Origin of the sequence: Vibrio sp. A11, assembly GCF_013048705.1 — a bacterium.
Taxonomy (GTDB): Bacteria; Pseudomonadota; Gammaproteobacteria; order Enterobacterales; family Vibrionaceae; genus Vibrio; species Vibrio metschnikovii.
Genome location: NZ_VHSI01000001.1, coordinates 129,112 through 145,351 on the forward strand (window position 1 = coordinate 129,112; position 16,240 = coordinate 145,351).

A 16,240-nucleotide genomic window follows, 5' to 3' on the forward strand; every position below is an offset into this window, starting at 1 on the left:
GACATTCACAGAGAGGAGAGAGCGGTGGCGTTATTACTGAATAATCAACGAGTGATTTTAGTTGGCGGAAAAGGTGGGGTAGGCAAAACCACCACTTCAGCAACGTTAGCCTTGTTAGCAGCAGAAAGAGGTCGGAGAGTATTAGTGGTTTCCACCGATCCTGCGCACAGCTTAGCCGATGCCTTTGACCGACCGATCGGCGATAAAATCACCCGAGTTGCCCCGAATCTTGACGGTTTAGAAATTGACCCAGATGAAGAAGTGGTTCGTCATCTTGAGCAAGTCAGCCGCCAGTTAAAACGGTTTACTCGTCCTGAGCTTTATGGTGCCGTTGAGCGGCAAATTCGTTTAACGGGGCAATCTCCCGGCGCACAAGAAGCGGCGTTATTGGAGTGTATTGCACGTACATTAGAGCATGGTCTACAGCACTATGATTTAGTGATTTTTGATACCGCGCCCACCGGCCACACTTTACGTTTACTCGCTCTTCCAGAAGCGATGGCGGCTTGGACACAAGGATTGCTGAAAAGTAACCAACAATCGGACAAGTTTGCCAAGGTGCTTGATCACTTAACGCCAAATAGTGGTAAAGATATTGATAACCCACTGAGCAGTCCAGAAGAGCATGCTACCAGTGGTCTTGATGAACGACACAAAGCAATTGCGGAAATTTTACTTAATCGACAACGGTTATTACAGCGAACGCGAGAAACGTTTTTGGATGGCTCACAAACGGCGATTTTATTTGTATTAACCCCAGAAAAACTGCCAATTTTGGAAACCACGCGAGCGGTACGCTCACTGACCGATGAAAAGTTACCTGTCGCCGGGATTGTGATTAACCGCATTTTACCGATTCATGCGGATGGCGAATTTTTAGCCTTGCGGCGTCAACAGGAAAAACAACATTTACAGGAAATTGATCAGCAGTTTTCCCATCTCAAGCGTTATCCAATCCCTTTACAAGCGACTGATATTCAGGGGGCCGACCAATTAATGGCGCTAGGAACGCAGTTTACCCAAGCTGGTTTCTAAGCCAAAGAAAATTGCTCAAAAGGTAAAAAAATATTACAGACAAGTGATTGACTCTCAGGTATAACGATTTTGTGATCTGAATCGTTATATCATTCAGAGCCGCAACAACCGCTAGGGAAGGCAGTGCAAAGAGGGCTTAGTCTGTTCTTTGTAAACTGTCTCTACGCAATTTGGTGTCAGTGACTTGTGTGAGAGATTATGTATATTCAGAATTTTGAAGCGTTTTTAATTGCGATAACTATTTTAACCTTAACGCCGGGTTTAGATACCGCGTTAGTGATCCGTAATACGTCCCGAGCGGGCATGGCTGACGGCTGTATCACCAGTTTGGGTATTTGTATTGGTCTATTTGTCCATGCCACGTTTTCAGCGATCGGTATTTCGGCGATTTTAACTCAATCGGCTGAGTTGTTTCAGGTGATGAAGATGATCGGTGCGGCTTATTTGATTTGGCTGGGCTTGTCTAGTTTACGTACTTTAATGAAGTCACCGAGCGGGATCGATATTGTTACCCTGCAACATACACAACTAAATCCCCGCCGTTCGCTACGAGAAGGTTTCTTATCTAACGTACTTAACCCGAAAACCGCGGTATTTTACTTGGCTTTTTTGCCGCAGTTTATCAATCCTGAATATTCTCCTTTGCTACAGTCGTTATTAATGGCTGCGATTCATTTTGTGATTGCAATGCTTTGGCAGTGTGGGTTGGCTGGAACGTTGAGTTCGGCAAAAAATTTGCTGAAAAATAGTGCATTTATGCGTTGGATGGAAGGGACGACCGGGGTGGTGTTGGTCGGATTAGGTTTTAAATTAATGACTGATGACATTGAATAGCTATCAATTTTCGAATAGAAAAGGGCTTGAGAAATATCTCAAGCCCTTTATTTTTTATTTTTAAAGTCAATAGTAGCAGTAAAAAGAGTAAACTAGGCTTTGGCTTTAATGGTTTTTAAGGCTGGTAACTGCGCTTCAAAATAAAGCTTAGTCTCTTTGATGACGACATGACGTAAAGCGATTAAGCCGATCAGGTTAGGAATCGCCATTAATCCGTTAACGATATCGGCAATAATCCAAATCAGATCGAGATGAAGAAAAGCACCAGAGGCGACTAAGCCGATAAAAATCACTTTATAAGGCAGAACGGCCTTGGTTCCCCATAGGAACACTACGCAGCGTTCTCCATAATAGTTCCAACCTAAAATCGTGGTAAAAGCGAAAAAAATCAGCCCTACAGAAACCAGTAATGGGCCAAGCGTCTGGGCATTAAGCCCCGTGGCAAAGGCATGGGTTGTCATCGCTGCGCCCGCAAAATCGCTTTGCCATGCACCTGTCAAAATCAAGGCCAATCCGGTCATGGTACAAATGATGATCGTATCAAAGAAGGTGCCCGTCATTGAAATCAGGCCTTGTTTCACACAAGAGTCGGTTTTTGCTGCAGCGGCAGCCATCGGTGCACTGCCTAAACCAGACTCATTGGAAAAGACACCACGGGCAATACCCGATTGAATCGCCAACATGATACTTGCGCCTAAAAATCCGCCGCTGGCTGCGGTTGGTGTAAAGGCGGAAACCAACACCAATTGAATCGCATCGAGTAGTTTATCCCCATTACTGATGATCACACTCAAACAAGCAACGACGTAAAAAAGCGCCATAATAGGCACAACTTTACCTGCGACTTTGGCGATGGATTGAATACCACCGACAGTGACAAAAGCGACTAGGATGGTCAGCACAACAGCGGACATCTCTCGGGGTACACCGAAAGAAATTTGAGTCGCGTCTAAAATGGCATTAACTTGTGGGAAAGTACCGATACCAAAACAGGCAACGCCTAGGGCAAAAACCGCAAATAAAATCGCTAACGTGTTTGACCCAACACCATCGCGCAGATAATACATCGGTCCGCCGACCATTTGTCCTTTATCATCGACTTTACGGTATTTCACCGCGAGTAAGCATTCCGCGTATTTCGTTGCCATACCAAATAAAGCTGCCAGCCACATCCAAAATAATGCACCTGGGCCGCCCAGTTTAATGGCAGTGGCAACCCCAACAATATTTCCAGTGCCAATGGTAGCGGAAAGCGCGGTGCAAAGTGCTGCGAAGCTTGATACATCACCTTGTTTATCGCCGGGTTCTTTACTAAATACCATTTTTATCGCAGAGGGTAGGTAACGAAACTGCAGTAAGCCTAAACGAAAGGTAAAGTAGATCCCGGTTCCTACGAGTAGGATCAGTAGTGGTGGGCCCCAAATAAAGTGGTCAATAGTTTGTAGCAGTGTTTGTAGGTTGGTCATTATTTCCCCTTAATAGTGTCAACATAAGGAGAAGAGGAAAGGGGCTGAATAATATATTCAGTCAAACTCACCGCGATAAAACAACACACAAAGAAAACCGTGCCACGATACCTGTGGTACAAAGTCACTGTCAGCGTTGTTTACGTAAAGTGAGTAAAGCCATAAGGCTTAGAATCATAGAACCTTTCACTCCTCTGTCCTTTTGCCTGAGAGTTTCACTGTGCTGATATGATCAGCACAGCTTGCTCCTTCGGCGACCGATTGAACGGTTCTCTCCAGAGGTTCCTCCAACAACAGTCCTCGCTTTTCTCTTCAAAAAGAATAAAGCACCTGAAAGATTTACTTCTTCGGCGGGTATAGTTAACTAAGTGTTAAGATTTAGTTAATAACCACTCTCCTGCTGCCTTCAACGGAACAATTATCTAGTGTTACAATAATTTGCTTGGCGATATTACCCAAAATAAAGTGTGATGTCATCTGCAAATTTAGTGGTAAATGACTGGAATCAACAAGGGAGCGCAGTGCACGAGTCAGCGTAAAAAATCAGCGCTGTTTGAAAAAACGTCACTTTCAAAGTGAACTCAGTTAAATTATTGACATAACAGCAGGTTAATCCATTTTTCTTTGACCTATTTGGTGCGATAAATGGTATAAAATAGCAAGCAGCAACAGGCTTGAGAGCTACACTTGTCTTACCGAATGTCATTGAAGTAGGCAAAATAAAACCGGAGCATACTATGACCAGATTGATTTTTATTGGGGTATTAATTGTTCTCGCTTTTCTTTTAATCCGTTATGGAACTAATGAGAAACTTCAAAAGTGGGTAGTGATTGTTTTATTATCGGCTTTTGCTCTTTATACCGCTTCGCTTGTGGTCACTGAATTAATTCGCTGATGCTAAATTGGGAGTCAATGTGAATCAAAAAAAGGCAGATGAACACCAAGATGTTGTTGTCATTGAACAACGTGACAAACGCAGTTACCTCTATATTGGGTTAGCGGCAGCATTAGGGTTGGCATTAGGGGGATTAGTCGGTTCGTCAGTGACGGAGACTAAATGGCAAACCGCTTATGCTGGTTTGCAGGTCAATGTTCAAGCGTTACAAGAAAATGCGAAGGCATTAAATGAACAAACGGCTCAGCAGGCAGAGCGACAAGAGCAAGAGTGGCAAGTGAAACTGCAAGAGCATCTTGAGCAGCAAAAAACACAACATCAAGAGCAGTTGGATCAATTAGAACAACAGATTGCAGAATTAGAAAAAGTTAACTTATCGTTGGATCAGCAATTAGCAAAGCAAAACAACGCATTACAAAGTGCTGATGAGAAAAATGCACGATTACATCGTCAAGCGGACATGCAATCGATACTTTTTGAACGTTCACGAGAGTTATTTCAAAAAGAGCTAAAGATTAAGCAAGAAGTTGAACAGCTACAAAAAGAGCAAAAGCAGTTGAATGATGCTTTACCTATCTTGAAAAAAGAGTGTGATGTTTATTTAAAAGGCCAATCTTGGGATGCAAAATCGGATGCTTGTGATAAGCAAGATGCGGCGAGTTCAAGATTAAGCCAAGTAGAACAAATGTTGCGCGTTCATCAACTAGATTTACAAGAAATTAAATCATTATCAGCGGAAATAGGTTTATAGCACCACGCGGTTAAGCATCGAAAAATCCAGCCTCTAGAGCAATAGAGACTGGATTTTTTGTTATTCGCGAAAGTTATTATATTGGAAAGGTTGTTCTAGGTTACTTTCTTTTAAAAAGGCGATTACCGTCTGTAAATCATCGCGTTTTTTACCACTGACTCGAATTTTATCGCCTTGAATAGAGGCTTGTACTTTGAGCTTGGCATCTTTGATCATCTTAACCACTTTTTTGGCCAGTAATGATTCGATCCCTTGCTTAAATACAATATCCTTGTACCAGTTTTTACCTGAATGGACGGAGTCTTTTAGCTCCATAGCTCGCGCATCAACACCGCGCTTGGCTAAATTGCCACGCAGGATATCCAACATTTGATTAAGTTGAAAATCATCTTCAGCGGCTAATTTTACTGTCTCATCTTTGAGCTCGAAACTGGCGTCGACATTACGAAAATCAAAGCGTGTGGCGAGTTCACGATTAGAGTTATCTACGGCATTACGCAGTTCTACGGTATCAACTTCTGAAACAATATCAAAAGAAGGCATAACTTAAATTCCTTATTTTATTGAGTACGTCGAGTGGTTATCGCTTGCGCAAGGCGAGTGAGCATTGTTGCGGTATCATCCCAGCTTAAACAAGGATCCGTGATCGACTGGCCATAGGTTAAATTATTCAAGTCACACATGGATTGATTGCCTTCAATAAGAAAACTTTCAGCCATAATACCCGCGACCTTATGGCTACCGGATTCAATTTGACGACCAATCTCTTCAGCAACTTCAAGCTGTTTGCGATGCTGTTTTTGACAATTGGCATGGCTAAAATCAACCACTAATCGTTCAGGTAAATTAAATTCAGCCAGTTGAGCGCAAGCGCTATTAATTGAATCTACATCAAAGTTTGGGCCACTTTCCCCACCACGTAAAATGACGTGTCCGTAGGGGTTACCGCTGGTGCGATAGACGGTCATGCGCCCATTTTTATCAGGCGAATAAAAGTAGTGTGAGGCATGAGCGGCACGAATGGCATCAATCGCAATTTTGACATTGCCATTCGTGCCATTTTTAAAACCGACAGGGCAAGAAAGTGCCGAGGCCATTTCTCGGTGAATTTGCGACTCTGTAGTACGCGCACCAATCGCTCCCCAACTGATCAGGTCTGCAATGTATTGCCCCGTGATCATGTCGAGAAATTCGGTTGCCGTTGCTAGTCCGAGTTTATTGATATCGAGTAACAATTGACGTGCTTTGTTTAAGCCAGCTTCTAACGCATAGGAGCCATCTAAATTAGGATCAGTGATCAGACCTTTCCAGCCAACCACGGTGCGTGGTTTTTCAAAATAGGTACGCATGACAATGAACAGTTGGTCACGATACTGATCTTGTATCTCACTTAATCGGCGTGCGTACTCAAGTGCGGCATGGGTATCATGGACAGAGCAGGGGCCGACAATGACCAATAAGCGGTCATCTTGACCCGATAGGATTTGTTCAATTTGTTGACGTGAGTGAGCAATGCGTTCGGCAACCTCATGGGTCACTGGATGAGCAAGGCTTAATTCAGCCGGCGTTGGCATTGGGCCAAGGGCTTGGGTTCTTAATTCATCAGTTTTTAATGGCATCATATTGCCTATTCTTTTATTGCGAAGCGCTAAAGATAACGAATTTAACTCAGAGAATAAACCACTTAGCATAAATGCAAGTGATGAAAACTGTAAACTTGATATTTTATTCACTTTAAATGAATTAATATTGATACTTGCCCTTGTGTTTGGTCAATGAACTCGGTATTTTCACCCTATACCAATCAAGAACAGATGGAGCCGTTATGAGTGTTGTATCACCCTCTTCAATAAATAAGCCGTTTGAGCAAGGGAATACCTTACCTCAATGGTCCCAACAAACATTGAGTTCGACGCTATTTGTTGTCATTTCAGAGTTGATCGCAGATAGCATTTTTTATCATCCTAGTTTGGTCACCGATCTGACTCAGCTATCTGAACGAGAGAAAAGCTCGCTGAATGCACTATTAAACGACCAGTCCATCGCTGAGCATTTTGTTGATACGTTAGTGGAGCGCATTGAACAAGCGATTAAACCCCATCACCAAAGCGTTCGTGTCTGTTTAAGTAATGAAGATAGTGCACAGAGTCGTGCTTTGCTTGGCGGAGAAAAAGTCACAGTTGAACCAAATCCGGCGCTTGGAGTGCGAGGTGTAGCTCGATTAACGGACAGTGAATACGCTGATGCATTTGAGTTGGAGTGCAACGTGATCAAAAGGCTGATCAGTAAAGGGCATCCTATTGAAATCGTCGTGCCTTTTGTTCGCTCGCTGAGTGATGCCGCTGGAATTATTGACGGCCTAGCTGAGCAAGGCTTGCCACGCGGTTTACATGGATTACAAGTGTCGTTTGTTTGCCAAGTTCCTTCCGCCGCGCTATTAGCTGAACGTTTATTGGCTTATTTTGATGGGATGCTGTTAGATTGGGACTCCCTTGCCCAGTTTACCTTAGCGATGGATAATACGCTAGAAAGCCTTGTTGAACGTTATCAGCCGACCGACAACGATGCCGTGTTTCAGTTAGCAGAAATGGCGATCAAAGCCGTTCATCAAACCTCTAAGCCGTTAAGTATATTAGTTAGTGAGCAGAGTGTGTCGACTAAAATTCAGCGCTTTTTGTCTGAGATTGCTCAGCCAGACTCGGTTTACTATTACTGAGTCTTATCTTTAAGAAGCCAAGCAAAAATAGCTTGGCTTCTTATTTTCTGTAACATTTCGTTGACATTTTCTTGGCTATCGAGTGAACTGGTCTGATGAGATCACAAGGAAGTTTTAACTATGTTTTCTGCTCTGACTAAAGCTAATTTCTATCTTAATTATTTCGGTATTTTTAAAGTTCCGCTGATTTGGTATTGCCGCCCTAAAATTTTGTTGTTGAATGAGCAAGCGGTTGAAGTACGTATTCCGCTGAAAAAGAGGAATAAAAATCATCTGAATAGTATGTATTTTGGCGTACTTGCCGTGGGGGCGGATGTAGCTGGTGGATTTATGGCCATGCATAAGGCTCAGCAGCGTGGGGAAGTGATTTCTTTAGCGTTTAAAGCCGTTAAAGCGGAATTTTTAAAAAGACCAGAAGGGGATGTCCACTTTCACTGTGTTGATGGTGCTGCGATTGATGCCATGTTGGATGAAACCATTGCGACTGGTCAACGCGTCAATCACGAGGTCAAAATCGTCGCCACTTGCCCATCACAGCATGGTGATGAGCCAATGGCAGAATTTTGGTTAACGCTGTCTGTTAAAGCGGTGAAATCAAAATAATCAGAGTAAAGAGAGTGACTTAATCTAACTCAATGACTTCAATGTCGACAATTTTGCTTCGGTTAATCACGATTTTCCAACGGTAATAACGCGGTGTCTGTTGATGATCGTCTTCTTTAATGATCAAGTTAATTAAGTGACGTTTTTCGACAGATTCTCGGCTGACTTGACCATTGCTAAGCTGATAAATTCGAGTCGAGCTTTTATCAATTAAGCGTGTTAACGGGCGTAAATCGATCATCATCGCTTCACGGGTTTCTTCATAACCGCTCATAAAGCGTGATGTTGACATCTCAACTTCAGATCGGTAATGAAGGATTTGTTCTTCACGTTGAACAATTCGCTTCTTACGAATAGCTTGAATTTTTTCTGGTAACTGGGATAACGATTGGTAATCCAACCATTCATCTTTTTGTCCAACTTGAGTTCCGGTACTGGGATCAAAGTAGCGGCGACGCCATTTAGGTTTGCCTTTACGGATCCAACGCCACATCATGTCGCGCAAATCATCTTTAAAAATTTCGCGTAGCGCGTAAATAAATGACATCGCAATAATAAATGAAGCGGTAATCTCTCCCCAATAGTCACGTGCCACAATCGCGGTTAGCGTAACCACGACCATGACTAACCCCGTTGCGACCCCCTTAACCATCCGTTTGATGTTATTACCCAAAGAAGTCACTTTCTCGTTAAGAATGATCGGGTGTTCAATTAAACGACGTAATAAACGCATTTTATTACTCAGACGGGTCATGTCGGTTCCCGCTTTGGCTGAGTTGTAATGGTTTAAGGCACGATGCGCTTGTTCTTTTTCAACTAAGGTGATGAGGCGTTCTTTAATGGTTTTATAGTCACTGTCACGGGTGAGATGAGCGACAATCGATAAAAATTTTTGTTCGGTATACCAAGAGAGATAGTTATCAATATTGGCATAATAGCGCTTAAGGCTTTCATCGTAAGGGATGGTTCTGCGTAATCGTTTTAGAATATCGAGCGATAGCTCGATCACCGTATCGACCTCATCAGCTGTGACGGTGTCACTAGTCGCGTTGAGCTGATTAACGGCTCTATCTAAGGCGATCACATATTGATAAGCAAACAAACTCAAGCTTACCCGATACTGTGTTGATGACAGGCGACCTCGTTGTGCTAATCGGCTATGGACAAGAGGCAGGAGAATTTTATCACTATAATAGGAGCGCTTTTGATGAATGGAGCTATAAAAAAACTCCGACTCTGAAATGACTTCTGGGCTAAGGCCTAATTCTCCAGGAATAAAAAGATAAACATCCAAATCCAGTTTCTTACTGCCTGACATTTGAGTGGCAATCCTCAACGTGACAGCATCATATTTATCTACCGTGATCAACGAAAGCTCCTGAAAAAATTGCTGAATTTTATCGATACAATTGCGAGAAAGCATAGCAGAGATCACGTATAATCTCTGCAAATTTGCTGTGAGACAATTTTACATGATTAACATTGGCCAAATTAATAGCTTAGAAGTGGTAAAAATCACTGATTTCGGCGTTTTTTTAGATGCGGGAGAGTTCGGTACCACTTTGCTGCCTAAGCGTTACGCACCTCAAGGCGTCGAACTGGGGCAATTTATCGATGTGTTTCTGTTCTTTGATTCAGAGAATCAATTAGCAGCGACAACGGAGACACCGATTGCTCAAGTGGGAGAGTGGGGATTAATGAAAGTCGTTGGTGTGAATAACACCGGAGCTTTTGTTGATTGGGGCATTAAAGATAAAGACTTACTGATCCCCTACAGTGAGCAGCGTGCGCGTTTTAACGAGGGGCAGACAATTTTAGTTTATGTCTATACCGATAAAGCCTCGGGTCGTATTGTGGGTACCACCAAATTTAATAAATGGTTAGATAAAACACCAGCGCATTATACGATAAACCAACCTGTTGATTTGATTATTGCTGAGCGTTCAGAGCTTGGTTTTAAAGCGATCATTAACGGAGCGCATTGGGGGATGATTTTTCCCTCGGATGTGTTCGGAAAACTGTTTATCGGCAAAAAAATCAAAGGTTATATCAAAAGTATTCGTCCTGATGGCAAAATCGATCTGGCTCTTCAAAAAGTCGGTGTCGAAAAAATGGATGAGTTAAGTAGTAAAATCTTAGCCATGTTAGAGAAAAAACAAGGCTTTTTACCGCTGAGTGATAAATCGACCCCAGAAGAGATCTTTGCCACTTTCCGTACCAGTAAGGGCACGTTTAAAAAAACCATTGGTGGTTTATTTAAGCAAGGAAAAATTGTGATTGAAAAAGACGGCATTCGTCTTGTTTAAGCTAGGTTGAGTACTGTCAGCTCAAAAAATGGCCCAAAACAGCGTTAGGTTTTGGGCCTTGGGAAACGCGCCAGAAGGGGAGTTGAGCGCGATTTACGGCTATCCCCTTGGTTTGGCTATTATATGGGGATATTGATAAAGTATAGACTAGTGTCCACTGTTTGATACTTATCATTCCTTAACGCGCAGCAATGCTTTTAAATCCGTCTATTAATATCATCAGTGTGGAATGTTCATTGGTTTTAAAATAGATTTTTATCGCGCACTAAATCTCGTGGTAAGCCATTTTTGATCCGATTACCGACCCATTTCCCTAGACCGATGACATCGCCTTGATAACAAACAATCACCTCACCTTGGCCAGATAGGTTTTCTGGCCTGACATCACGTCCCATAAACCACTCACGAGCTTGAACCTTATCTAATTCGACCGATTGTGGCTCTTGTCCGGTTGCCAGTGTTGTAGCGACTTGATGTTGCCAACGGTAGCCCCGTTTATGTTGCTCAGCAATTTTTATCCCCATCCGAGAAAAACGGAGTTCGCTGAGTAACGGCTCTAAAGCTGAGGGAAAGAGCCAGATGTCATTATCCCGTGACCACACTTGGCTGTCTTCTGGTAAGCGAATGTTCAGTGCATGATATAATTGTTGCTCAATCTCAAGGCGTTGTGCAGGGTCGACTTTAGTGAATGGGAATTTGCCCAAGCGTTTTTTTACAGCGGGCGTTTTCACCGATGCCTGTTTGGTGATTTTGGCGACAAAAAATCCTTCACAGTCATAAACTTGTGGAAATATATGCAAAAAACCCTCTTCAGTAATGGCCTGTTCTGCACTCGGGAAAAGTTGATCAAGACGGGTGAATGTGACCGCGTCACCATAAGTCTGTTTCAAGTGCCAGCAGACGTCTTGGTTCTCTTCACGACTTAACGTGCAGGTTGAATACACCAAAACACCACCAACCTTGAGCGCCTGAAAAGCACTTTCAATCAACGATTTCTGAGTTTGCGCGATACTCATTACCGAAGCTTTGCTCCAGTTTTTCATCGCATCAGGATCTTTACGTACCGTGCCTTCTCCTGAGCAGGGAGCATCAAGTAATACGGCATCAAACTGCTCAGGCAGCCAACCACCAAAAATTTGGCCATCGAAATTGGTCAGAGCGCTATTACGAATACCACAACGTTCAATATTGGCGTGTAAAATTTTGACCCGACTGGCGGAATACTCGTTAGCGACTAATACGCCTTGATTATCCATTAAGGCCGCGATTTGTGTGGTCTTAGAGCCTGGTGCGGCGGCCATGTCTAATACATGTTCAAAAGGCGCTCCAGATTGCATAAATAGGGCAGAGACGGGCATCATGGAACTGGCTTCTTGGATATAGAATAAGCCCGCCATATGTTCTGCAGTATTGCCCAAAGGAACTTGTTCTTCATCTGCGGTAATCCAAAAGCCGCTCTCGCACCAGGGGATAGGTTCTAAGTACCAACCTTTGTCTGTGGCTCGGGTTTGAAAGTCAGCGACGGATATTTTTAAGGTGTTAACACGAATACTTTTTCTGAGTGGTCGTTGGCATGCAGCAATAAAGTCATTCAGATTGAGTGTTGAGGGCAATATTTCAGCGATGGTAGCGAGGAACTCTTCGGGTAGTGCGACAGTGGAATGCAAAACAGTGTCTCGATAAGCGGATTCTGGCCGCGATTATATACACATCGCGGCCAGACTTGAAGTTTATCTCAAGGTCTAGGTATCGCTGTTCGCCAGCGTTTCCATTCTTCTTGTGGTTTGGAGTGAAGATAAAAAGATTGGCCAGCTTGAGCAGGAGGAGCAAGCTGCTTTTGTTCTGGCGTTGCAAAAGTAATCCCACCGCGAACTATACTTTCCAGTGTTCCTGACTTGATATTCGCTCCAGTCAATCCAATTGAGACATCTACGCCCGACGTGTTCCAAAATAGGCTATTACGGCGAACTAAATAAGCATAGTCGGGATTAATATCGATTGTTGAGATAACCCGATCAGCAAGAGCGCCCAGTTGGATATCAATCACTCTGCCAACTTCAATATCACGGTAAAAGACAGGAGTTCCGACATTAATTGAACCACGGTATTCGGTTTGGAGTGTAAACCTGACACCACTCGGTGAGTAAGGCGCAGAAGCGAGGTGAAAAGTATGTTGCTTAGCACCTTGACCGGGATAGACTTCGATATTCGGTGAGACAAGATTCTCTAAATTAGTGATGCCTTGTAAACTGACATTGGCTTTGGCTACCCAAAACACGCTCGTTGCACGAGCAATAAAAGGGGCGTATTCGGGATGAATACGAGCAGAAAAAGTCACTTGTGATTGACTAAAACTCGGTGAAACGGCGATAACTTCACCGACTTGTACGCCTTGATATTTGATTGGAGTGCCTCGGTTGACTCCTTCATTGCTCTTTGCCAATAACGTAATGGCTTCACCAAACTGTTGTGCTTGTTGATAGTTGGCGTAAAGCTTCCAACGCCCATCGAGTTTATTTTCTACACCGGGTAAGGTATCAAAGGCAATACCACCTTGGAGCAGGCTTTGTAACGGTGCCGCTTGGATACGCAGACCATCGGTTAAAGAGGCATTTACTTCAATACCAGAATGATTCCAGAATACAGTTTGTTCATTAATTAAATGTTGGTATTGGTTATCAATACTGACTTCCACCTCAACACCTTCTTTTTGTAACTTAAATTGGGTGACATGACCAACGGGTAAATGACGAAATAGTAGCGGGCTACCAATTTGTACCGGAGGCAAGGTATCTGCACTGAGTCGCAAGGCGCGAGAACCCGATTGTTGATACGCCGCCAGCTCTGCCAGTGATGGGTTAGCATACAGAGAATAGCGTTCAAGTACGGTTTCTTCTCCTTCACTAATAAAGCTGATAGCCCCACTCAGTAGTTGCTTCACAGGAGGAAGTGAGAGATTAATGCCGGCGCGGCCAAGCTCGGCACGCATTGAACCATCAACATAAAAACGGTTTTTGGAACGAATTAATGATTGGTATTGTTGTTCAATAACGGCATGAAACTCGACTTGATCCGCGCTGAGTTGAACATCTTTGATGATGCCAATTCGTACTCCGCGATACAAAATCTCAGCCCCTGACGTCAAACCATAAGCATGTTCAGCGGTAAGGGTAATGGAGAAAGTATGTGATTGAGATTGTTGATACTCAATTTTTCTTAGCGCTGTAAATTGTCGAGTACGTTCACCTTCACCCGGTTGTAAAGTAAGGTAATTACCTTTGATTAAGTTCGATAAATTTTCTAAGCCAGATAGTGAAACTTTTGCTTCTTGTAAAATGAACTGGCTGCCTGTTGTGAGTAGTTCATTTAATGACGGTTGAATCGCGGCATGAGCAATAATTTGTGTCTTATCCTCATTCAGTTGTAGATGGGTGATCTGTCCTATCTCCAATCCACGGTACATAATGGGCGCTCCCGAAGCATTAATGCCGCTGTCATCAGGCAGTGTAATCGTGATAGGGATCCCGCGTCCGGCTGTTTTGAGATCTCTGTAGAGACGAAATTCGCTGAATTGAGCTGCGGGTTCACCGCCATCGGGGGAATCAACAGCAATCGCTCCGCCAATTAGGGCACTCAAACTTTCTAAACGAACATCGATACCATCAAAGCCTAATGAGGTGCCAATGCCACTCACATTCCAAAAGCGACTGTCTTTGGTGATCAAATGGCGATATTCAGATTCAATTGAGACTTGTAACACGATGGATTGTGCATCTTTGGCAAGTTGATAACTAAATACTTCACCAATCGGAATTTTTTTATAAACAATGGGCGAGCCAATAGAAATTCCGCCAAGATCGTTGGCCCGCAAAGTGATCTGTAGTCCACCATTGGAGACTAAATCGGATGGGGCACGCTCTAGAGCGTGGTATACCTGAGGATGATTTTCTTGCCCAGGGCCACCTGGATGTAAGGCGATATAATTACCAGAGACCAAAGCATCCAATCCTGAAACACCAGACAAACTTGCGGTAGGTTTCACTAACCAAAATCGAGTAGCATCGGAAAGCAATTGAGTTGCTTCGGGATAGATATCTGCTTCGACATAGATACTGTCTAATTCGGGAGCAAGTTTTATTTCCCGCACCATACCGACTTCTAAACCCTGATAACGAATGGTGGTTCTGCCTGCGACGAGCCCCTGTGCATCAGAAAAATGAATTTGGATACGTTCACCAGCATCATGTATCGCTTTACCGACCAGCCAACCCGCGAGCAATAAAGTGAGTATCGGTAATATCCACAATGGGGAAATCCCTTTATTGGATTTGATTTGCGGAGAATAAGACGCTTGCGTTATTGTTGGTTTATTCATTACACGACTCGCTGTGTTTTGTCTCTTGCTGATAATTATCCCACAATAGACGGGGATCAAGGCTTTCTGCTGCTAACATGGTTAATACGACCACAAAGCCAAAGGCTAGGGCACCATCACCAGGGATAAAATTAAGTAACTGGCCCCGATCGACCAAGGTCAACATAATGGCAATCACAAATAAGTCGAGAACTGACCATTTTCCAACCCATTTTATCGCATAGAAAATACTCATTCGCTGCCGATGATAACGGCTACGTCGATATTGAATGGCCAGTAACAAGTAGACAAGCCCGAAAATCTTCATCACAGGAACCACAATGCTGGCCACAAAGATAATCGCAGCAATGCCATACATACCTGAATTCATCAGCGAGGCGACACCCGATAAGATGGTATCTTCCAGACGTTGCCCATTGGTGATCAATATAGAGATCGGAAGTAGGTTCGCGGGAATGATGGCAATACTCGCGGCGATAACATAGGCCCAAGTGCGTTCGATTGAACGAGGTTTTCGATGATAAAGCGGGTGATGACAGCGAATGCAGTGCGTGCTTTCATGTTGCGATAAGTGGCAATGATGGCAATGGACTTGTTTATCGATTTGAGCAGGGTAATCTTGTTCGGGTTTCCACGCTTCCCAATAGCGACGAATGCTAATTCTGCTGAGTAATAACACAGTAAAAATTTGCAAGAGCACTAAACTGAACAGCGCAGGGCCAATAAATATATCCGCGTAATCGCTCAATTTAAAGCTTGAAACCGCAACGCTGACCAAAAAGACATCAATCATTGCCCATGCTTTTAACTGCTGCATGACCCAGACCGAATAGCGTAAACCAATAAACCAACGATAACGTAGCGCTAGATGGGCGGTAACGATGGAAGCAAAGACCAGAAAAGGAGCTAGGGAGCTGCAAAAAAATACCAGCAAAGCCAGAATCACATAGCCCTCATTGGCGAGAGCGATAATCCCTCCAGATAAGGATGCAGGGATCATCACACCAATTAAGCGGATAGTTAAAAAGTCAAAGGCATGCGCAGGAAAAAACAACAGTAAGCAGGTGACGGCAATCGCTAAATTACCCGATAACGATGGGCTGCCACCTCGATAGAGCTGAGTTCCGCAGCGAGGGCAATAAGCACTTTTACCGCGCGGCACATCGACAACATCAACGGGCAATTCACATCCCTGACACAAACGAAGGTTATTCGTGCTGGATGTATGTTGAGTGAGTGGCGTGCTAGACATCAGCGG

Annotated in this window: 14 protein-coding genes and 1 riboswitch; of the genes, 7 read left to right on the plus strand and 7 right to left on the minus strand. The window is 43.6% G+C overall.

Annotated elements, in window-relative coordinates; genetic code table 11:
* Positions 1 to 24 precede the first annotated feature (24 nt).
* Both FKQ60_RS00550 and FKQ60_RS00555 read left to right on the plus strand, forming a co-directional pair.
* The gene (locus FKQ60_RS00550; protein WP_158138427.1) at positions 25 to 1,035 is read left to right on the plus strand and encodes an ArsA family ATPase; all 1,011 of its coding nucleotides are present in this window, start codon (positions 25 to 27) and stop codon (positions 1,033 to 1,035) included.
* Between the two features lie 198 nt (positions 1,036 to 1,233).
* Positions 1,234 to 1,869, plus strand: a complete 636-nt coding sequence (locus tag FKQ60_RS00555) for a LysE family translocator (RefSeq protein WP_158138428.1) — start codon at positions 1,234 to 1,236, stop codon at positions 1,867 to 1,869.
* 92 nt (positions 1,870 to 1,961) lie between these two features.
* On the opposite strand, the gene FKQ60_RS00560 is transcribed toward FKQ60_RS00555, so the two are convergent.
* Positions 1,962 to 3,335 (minus strand): sodium:alanine symporter family protein, encoded by a 1,374-nt coding sequence (locus FKQ60_RS00560; RefSeq protein ID WP_154168241.1) that lies wholly within the window; start codon positions 3,333 to 3,335, stop codon positions 1,962 to 1,964.
* Between the two features lie 184 nt (positions 3,336 to 3,519).
* Positions 3,520 to 3,624, minus strand: a riboswitch (glycine riboswitch).
* Between the two features lie 448 nt (positions 3,625 to 4,072).
* Between FKQ60_RS00560 and FKQ60_RS00565 the strand changes: the two genes are divergently transcribed.
* Positions 4,073 to 4,231, plus strand: a complete 159-nt coding sequence (locus FKQ60_RS00565) for a hypothetical protein (protein ID WP_167363644.1) — start codon at positions 4,073 to 4,075, stop codon at positions 4,229 to 4,231.
* Between the two features lie 19 nt (positions 4,232 to 4,250).
* A complete protein-coding gene (locus tag FKQ60_RS00570; protein WP_170904793.1) occupies positions 4,251 to 4,982 on the plus strand; it encodes a chromosome partitioning protein ParA in 732 nt (243 codons plus the stop codon).
* A gap of 60 nt (positions 4,983 to 5,042) precedes the next feature.
* Here the strand turns inward: FKQ60_RS00570 and FKQ60_RS00575 are convergent, their stop codons facing one another.
* Both FKQ60_RS00575 and FKQ60_RS00580 read right to left on the minus strand, forming a co-directional pair.
* Positions 5,043 to 5,525, minus strand: a complete 483-nt coding sequence (locus FKQ60_RS00575; RefSeq protein WP_154168237.1) for a YajQ family cyclic di-GMP-binding protein — start codon at positions 5,523 to 5,525, stop codon at positions 5,043 to 5,045.
* Between the two features lie 17 nt (positions 5,526 to 5,542).
* Positions 5,543 to 6,601: a 3-deoxy-7-phosphoheptulonate synthase gene (locus FKQ60_RS00580; RefSeq protein WP_154170651.1), complete on the minus strand. Its 1,059-nt coding sequence runs from the start codon at positions 6,599 to 6,601 to the stop codon at positions 5,543 to 5,545.
* Positions 6,602 to 6,807: 206 nt separating this feature from the next.
* Between FKQ60_RS00580 and FKQ60_RS00585 the strand changes: the two genes are divergently transcribed.
* Positions 6,808 to 7,698, plus strand: coding sequence for a putative PEP-binding protein (locus FKQ60_RS00585; RefSeq protein ID WP_170905842.1), 891 nt, complete (start codon positions 6,808 to 6,810; stop codon positions 7,696 to 7,698).
* A gap of 120 nt (positions 7,699 to 7,818) precedes the next feature.
* The gene (locus FKQ60_RS00590; protein WP_040904318.1) at positions 7,819 to 8,301 is read left to right on the plus strand and encodes a DUF4442 domain-containing protein; all 483 of its coding nucleotides are present in this window, start codon (positions 7,819 to 7,821) and stop codon (positions 8,299 to 8,301) included.
* Positions 8,302 to 8,320: 19 nt separating this feature from the next.
* On the opposite strand, the gene FKQ60_RS00595 is transcribed toward FKQ60_RS00590, so the two are convergent.
* Positions 8,321 to 9,670 (minus strand): hypothetical protein, encoded by a 1,350-nt coding sequence (locus FKQ60_RS00595; protein ID WP_040904829.1) that lies wholly within the window; start codon positions 9,668 to 9,670, stop codon positions 8,321 to 8,323.
* Between the two features lie 103 nt (positions 9,671 to 9,773).
* Between FKQ60_RS00595 and FKQ60_RS00600 the strand changes: the two genes are divergently transcribed.
* Positions 9,774 to 10,607: a S1-like domain-containing RNA-binding protein gene (locus FKQ60_RS00600; RefSeq protein ID WP_154168233.1), complete on the plus strand. Its 834-nt coding sequence runs from the start codon at positions 9,774 to 9,776 to the stop codon at positions 10,605 to 10,607.
* 242 nt (positions 10,608 to 10,849) lie between these two features.
* On the opposite strand, the gene rsmF is transcribed toward FKQ60_RS00600, so the two are convergent.
* The 3 genes from rsmF to FKQ60_RS00615 all read right to left on the minus strand — a co-directional run bounded on the left by rsmF (position 10,850) and on the right by FKQ60_RS00615 (position 16,234).
* Entirely contained in the window at positions 10,850 to 12,274 is a 1,425-nt protein-coding gene (gene rsmF, locus FKQ60_RS00605) for a 16S rRNA (cytosine(1407)-C(5))-methyltransferase RsmF (RefSeq protein WP_154168231.1), read from the minus strand.
* A 68-nt stretch (positions 12,275 to 12,342) separates the two neighbouring features.
* Positions 12,343 to 14,982 carry an MlaD family protein gene (locus FKQ60_RS00610; protein ID WP_170905843.1) on the minus strand — a complete coding sequence of 880 codons (2,640 nt, stop codon included), beginning with the start codon at positions 14,980 to 14,982 and terminating at the stop codon, positions 12,343 to 12,345.
* A complete protein-coding gene (locus FKQ60_RS00615) occupies positions 14,975 to 16,234 on the minus strand; it encodes a paraquat-inducible protein A (protein WP_170905963.1) in 1,260 nt (419 codons plus the stop codon). The genes FKQ60_RS00610 and FKQ60_RS00615 overlap by 8 nt, the downstream gene beginning before the upstream one ends.
* Positions 16,235 to 16,240: the final 6 nt, after the last annotated feature.

Coding starts and splice junctions, on each gene's coding strand:
- FKQ60_RS00555 (WP_158138428.1), top strand. CDS start 1,234: ATGTATATTCAGAATTTTGAAGCGTTTTTAATTGCGATAACTATTTTA.
- FKQ60_RS00560 (WP_154168241.1), bottom strand. CDS start 3,335: ATGACCAACCTACAAACACTGCTACAAACTATTGACCACTTTATTTGG.
- FKQ60_RS00565 (WP_167363644.1), top strand. CDS start 4,073: ATGACCAGATTGATTTTTATTGGGGTATTAATTGTTCTCGCTTTTCTT.
- FKQ60_RS00575 (WP_154168237.1), bottom strand. CDS start 5,525: ATGCCTTCTTTTGATATTGTTTCAGAAGTTGATACCGTAGAACTGCGT.
- FKQ60_RS00580 (WP_154170651.1), bottom strand. CDS start 6,601: ATGCCATTAAAAACTGATGAATTAAGAACCCAAGCCCTTGGCCCAATG.
- FKQ60_RS00585 (WP_170905842.1), top strand. CDS start 6,808: ATGAGTGTTGTATCACCCTCTTCAATAAATAAGCCGTTTGAGCAAGGG.
- FKQ60_RS00590 (WP_040904318.1), top strand. CDS start 7,819: ATGTTTTCTGCTCTGACTAAAGCTAATTTCTATCTTAATTATTTCGGT.
- FKQ60_RS00600 (WP_154168233.1), top strand. CDS start 9,774: ATGATTAACATTGGCCAAATTAATAGCTTAGAAGTGGTAAAAATCACT.
- FKQ60_RS00610 (WP_170905843.1), bottom strand. CDS start 14,982: ATGAATAAACCAACAATAACGCAAGCGTCTTATTCTCCGCAAATCAAA.
- FKQ60_RS00615 (WP_170905963.1), bottom strand. CDS start 16,234: ATGTCTAGCACGCCACTCACTCAACATACATCCAGCACGAATAACCTT.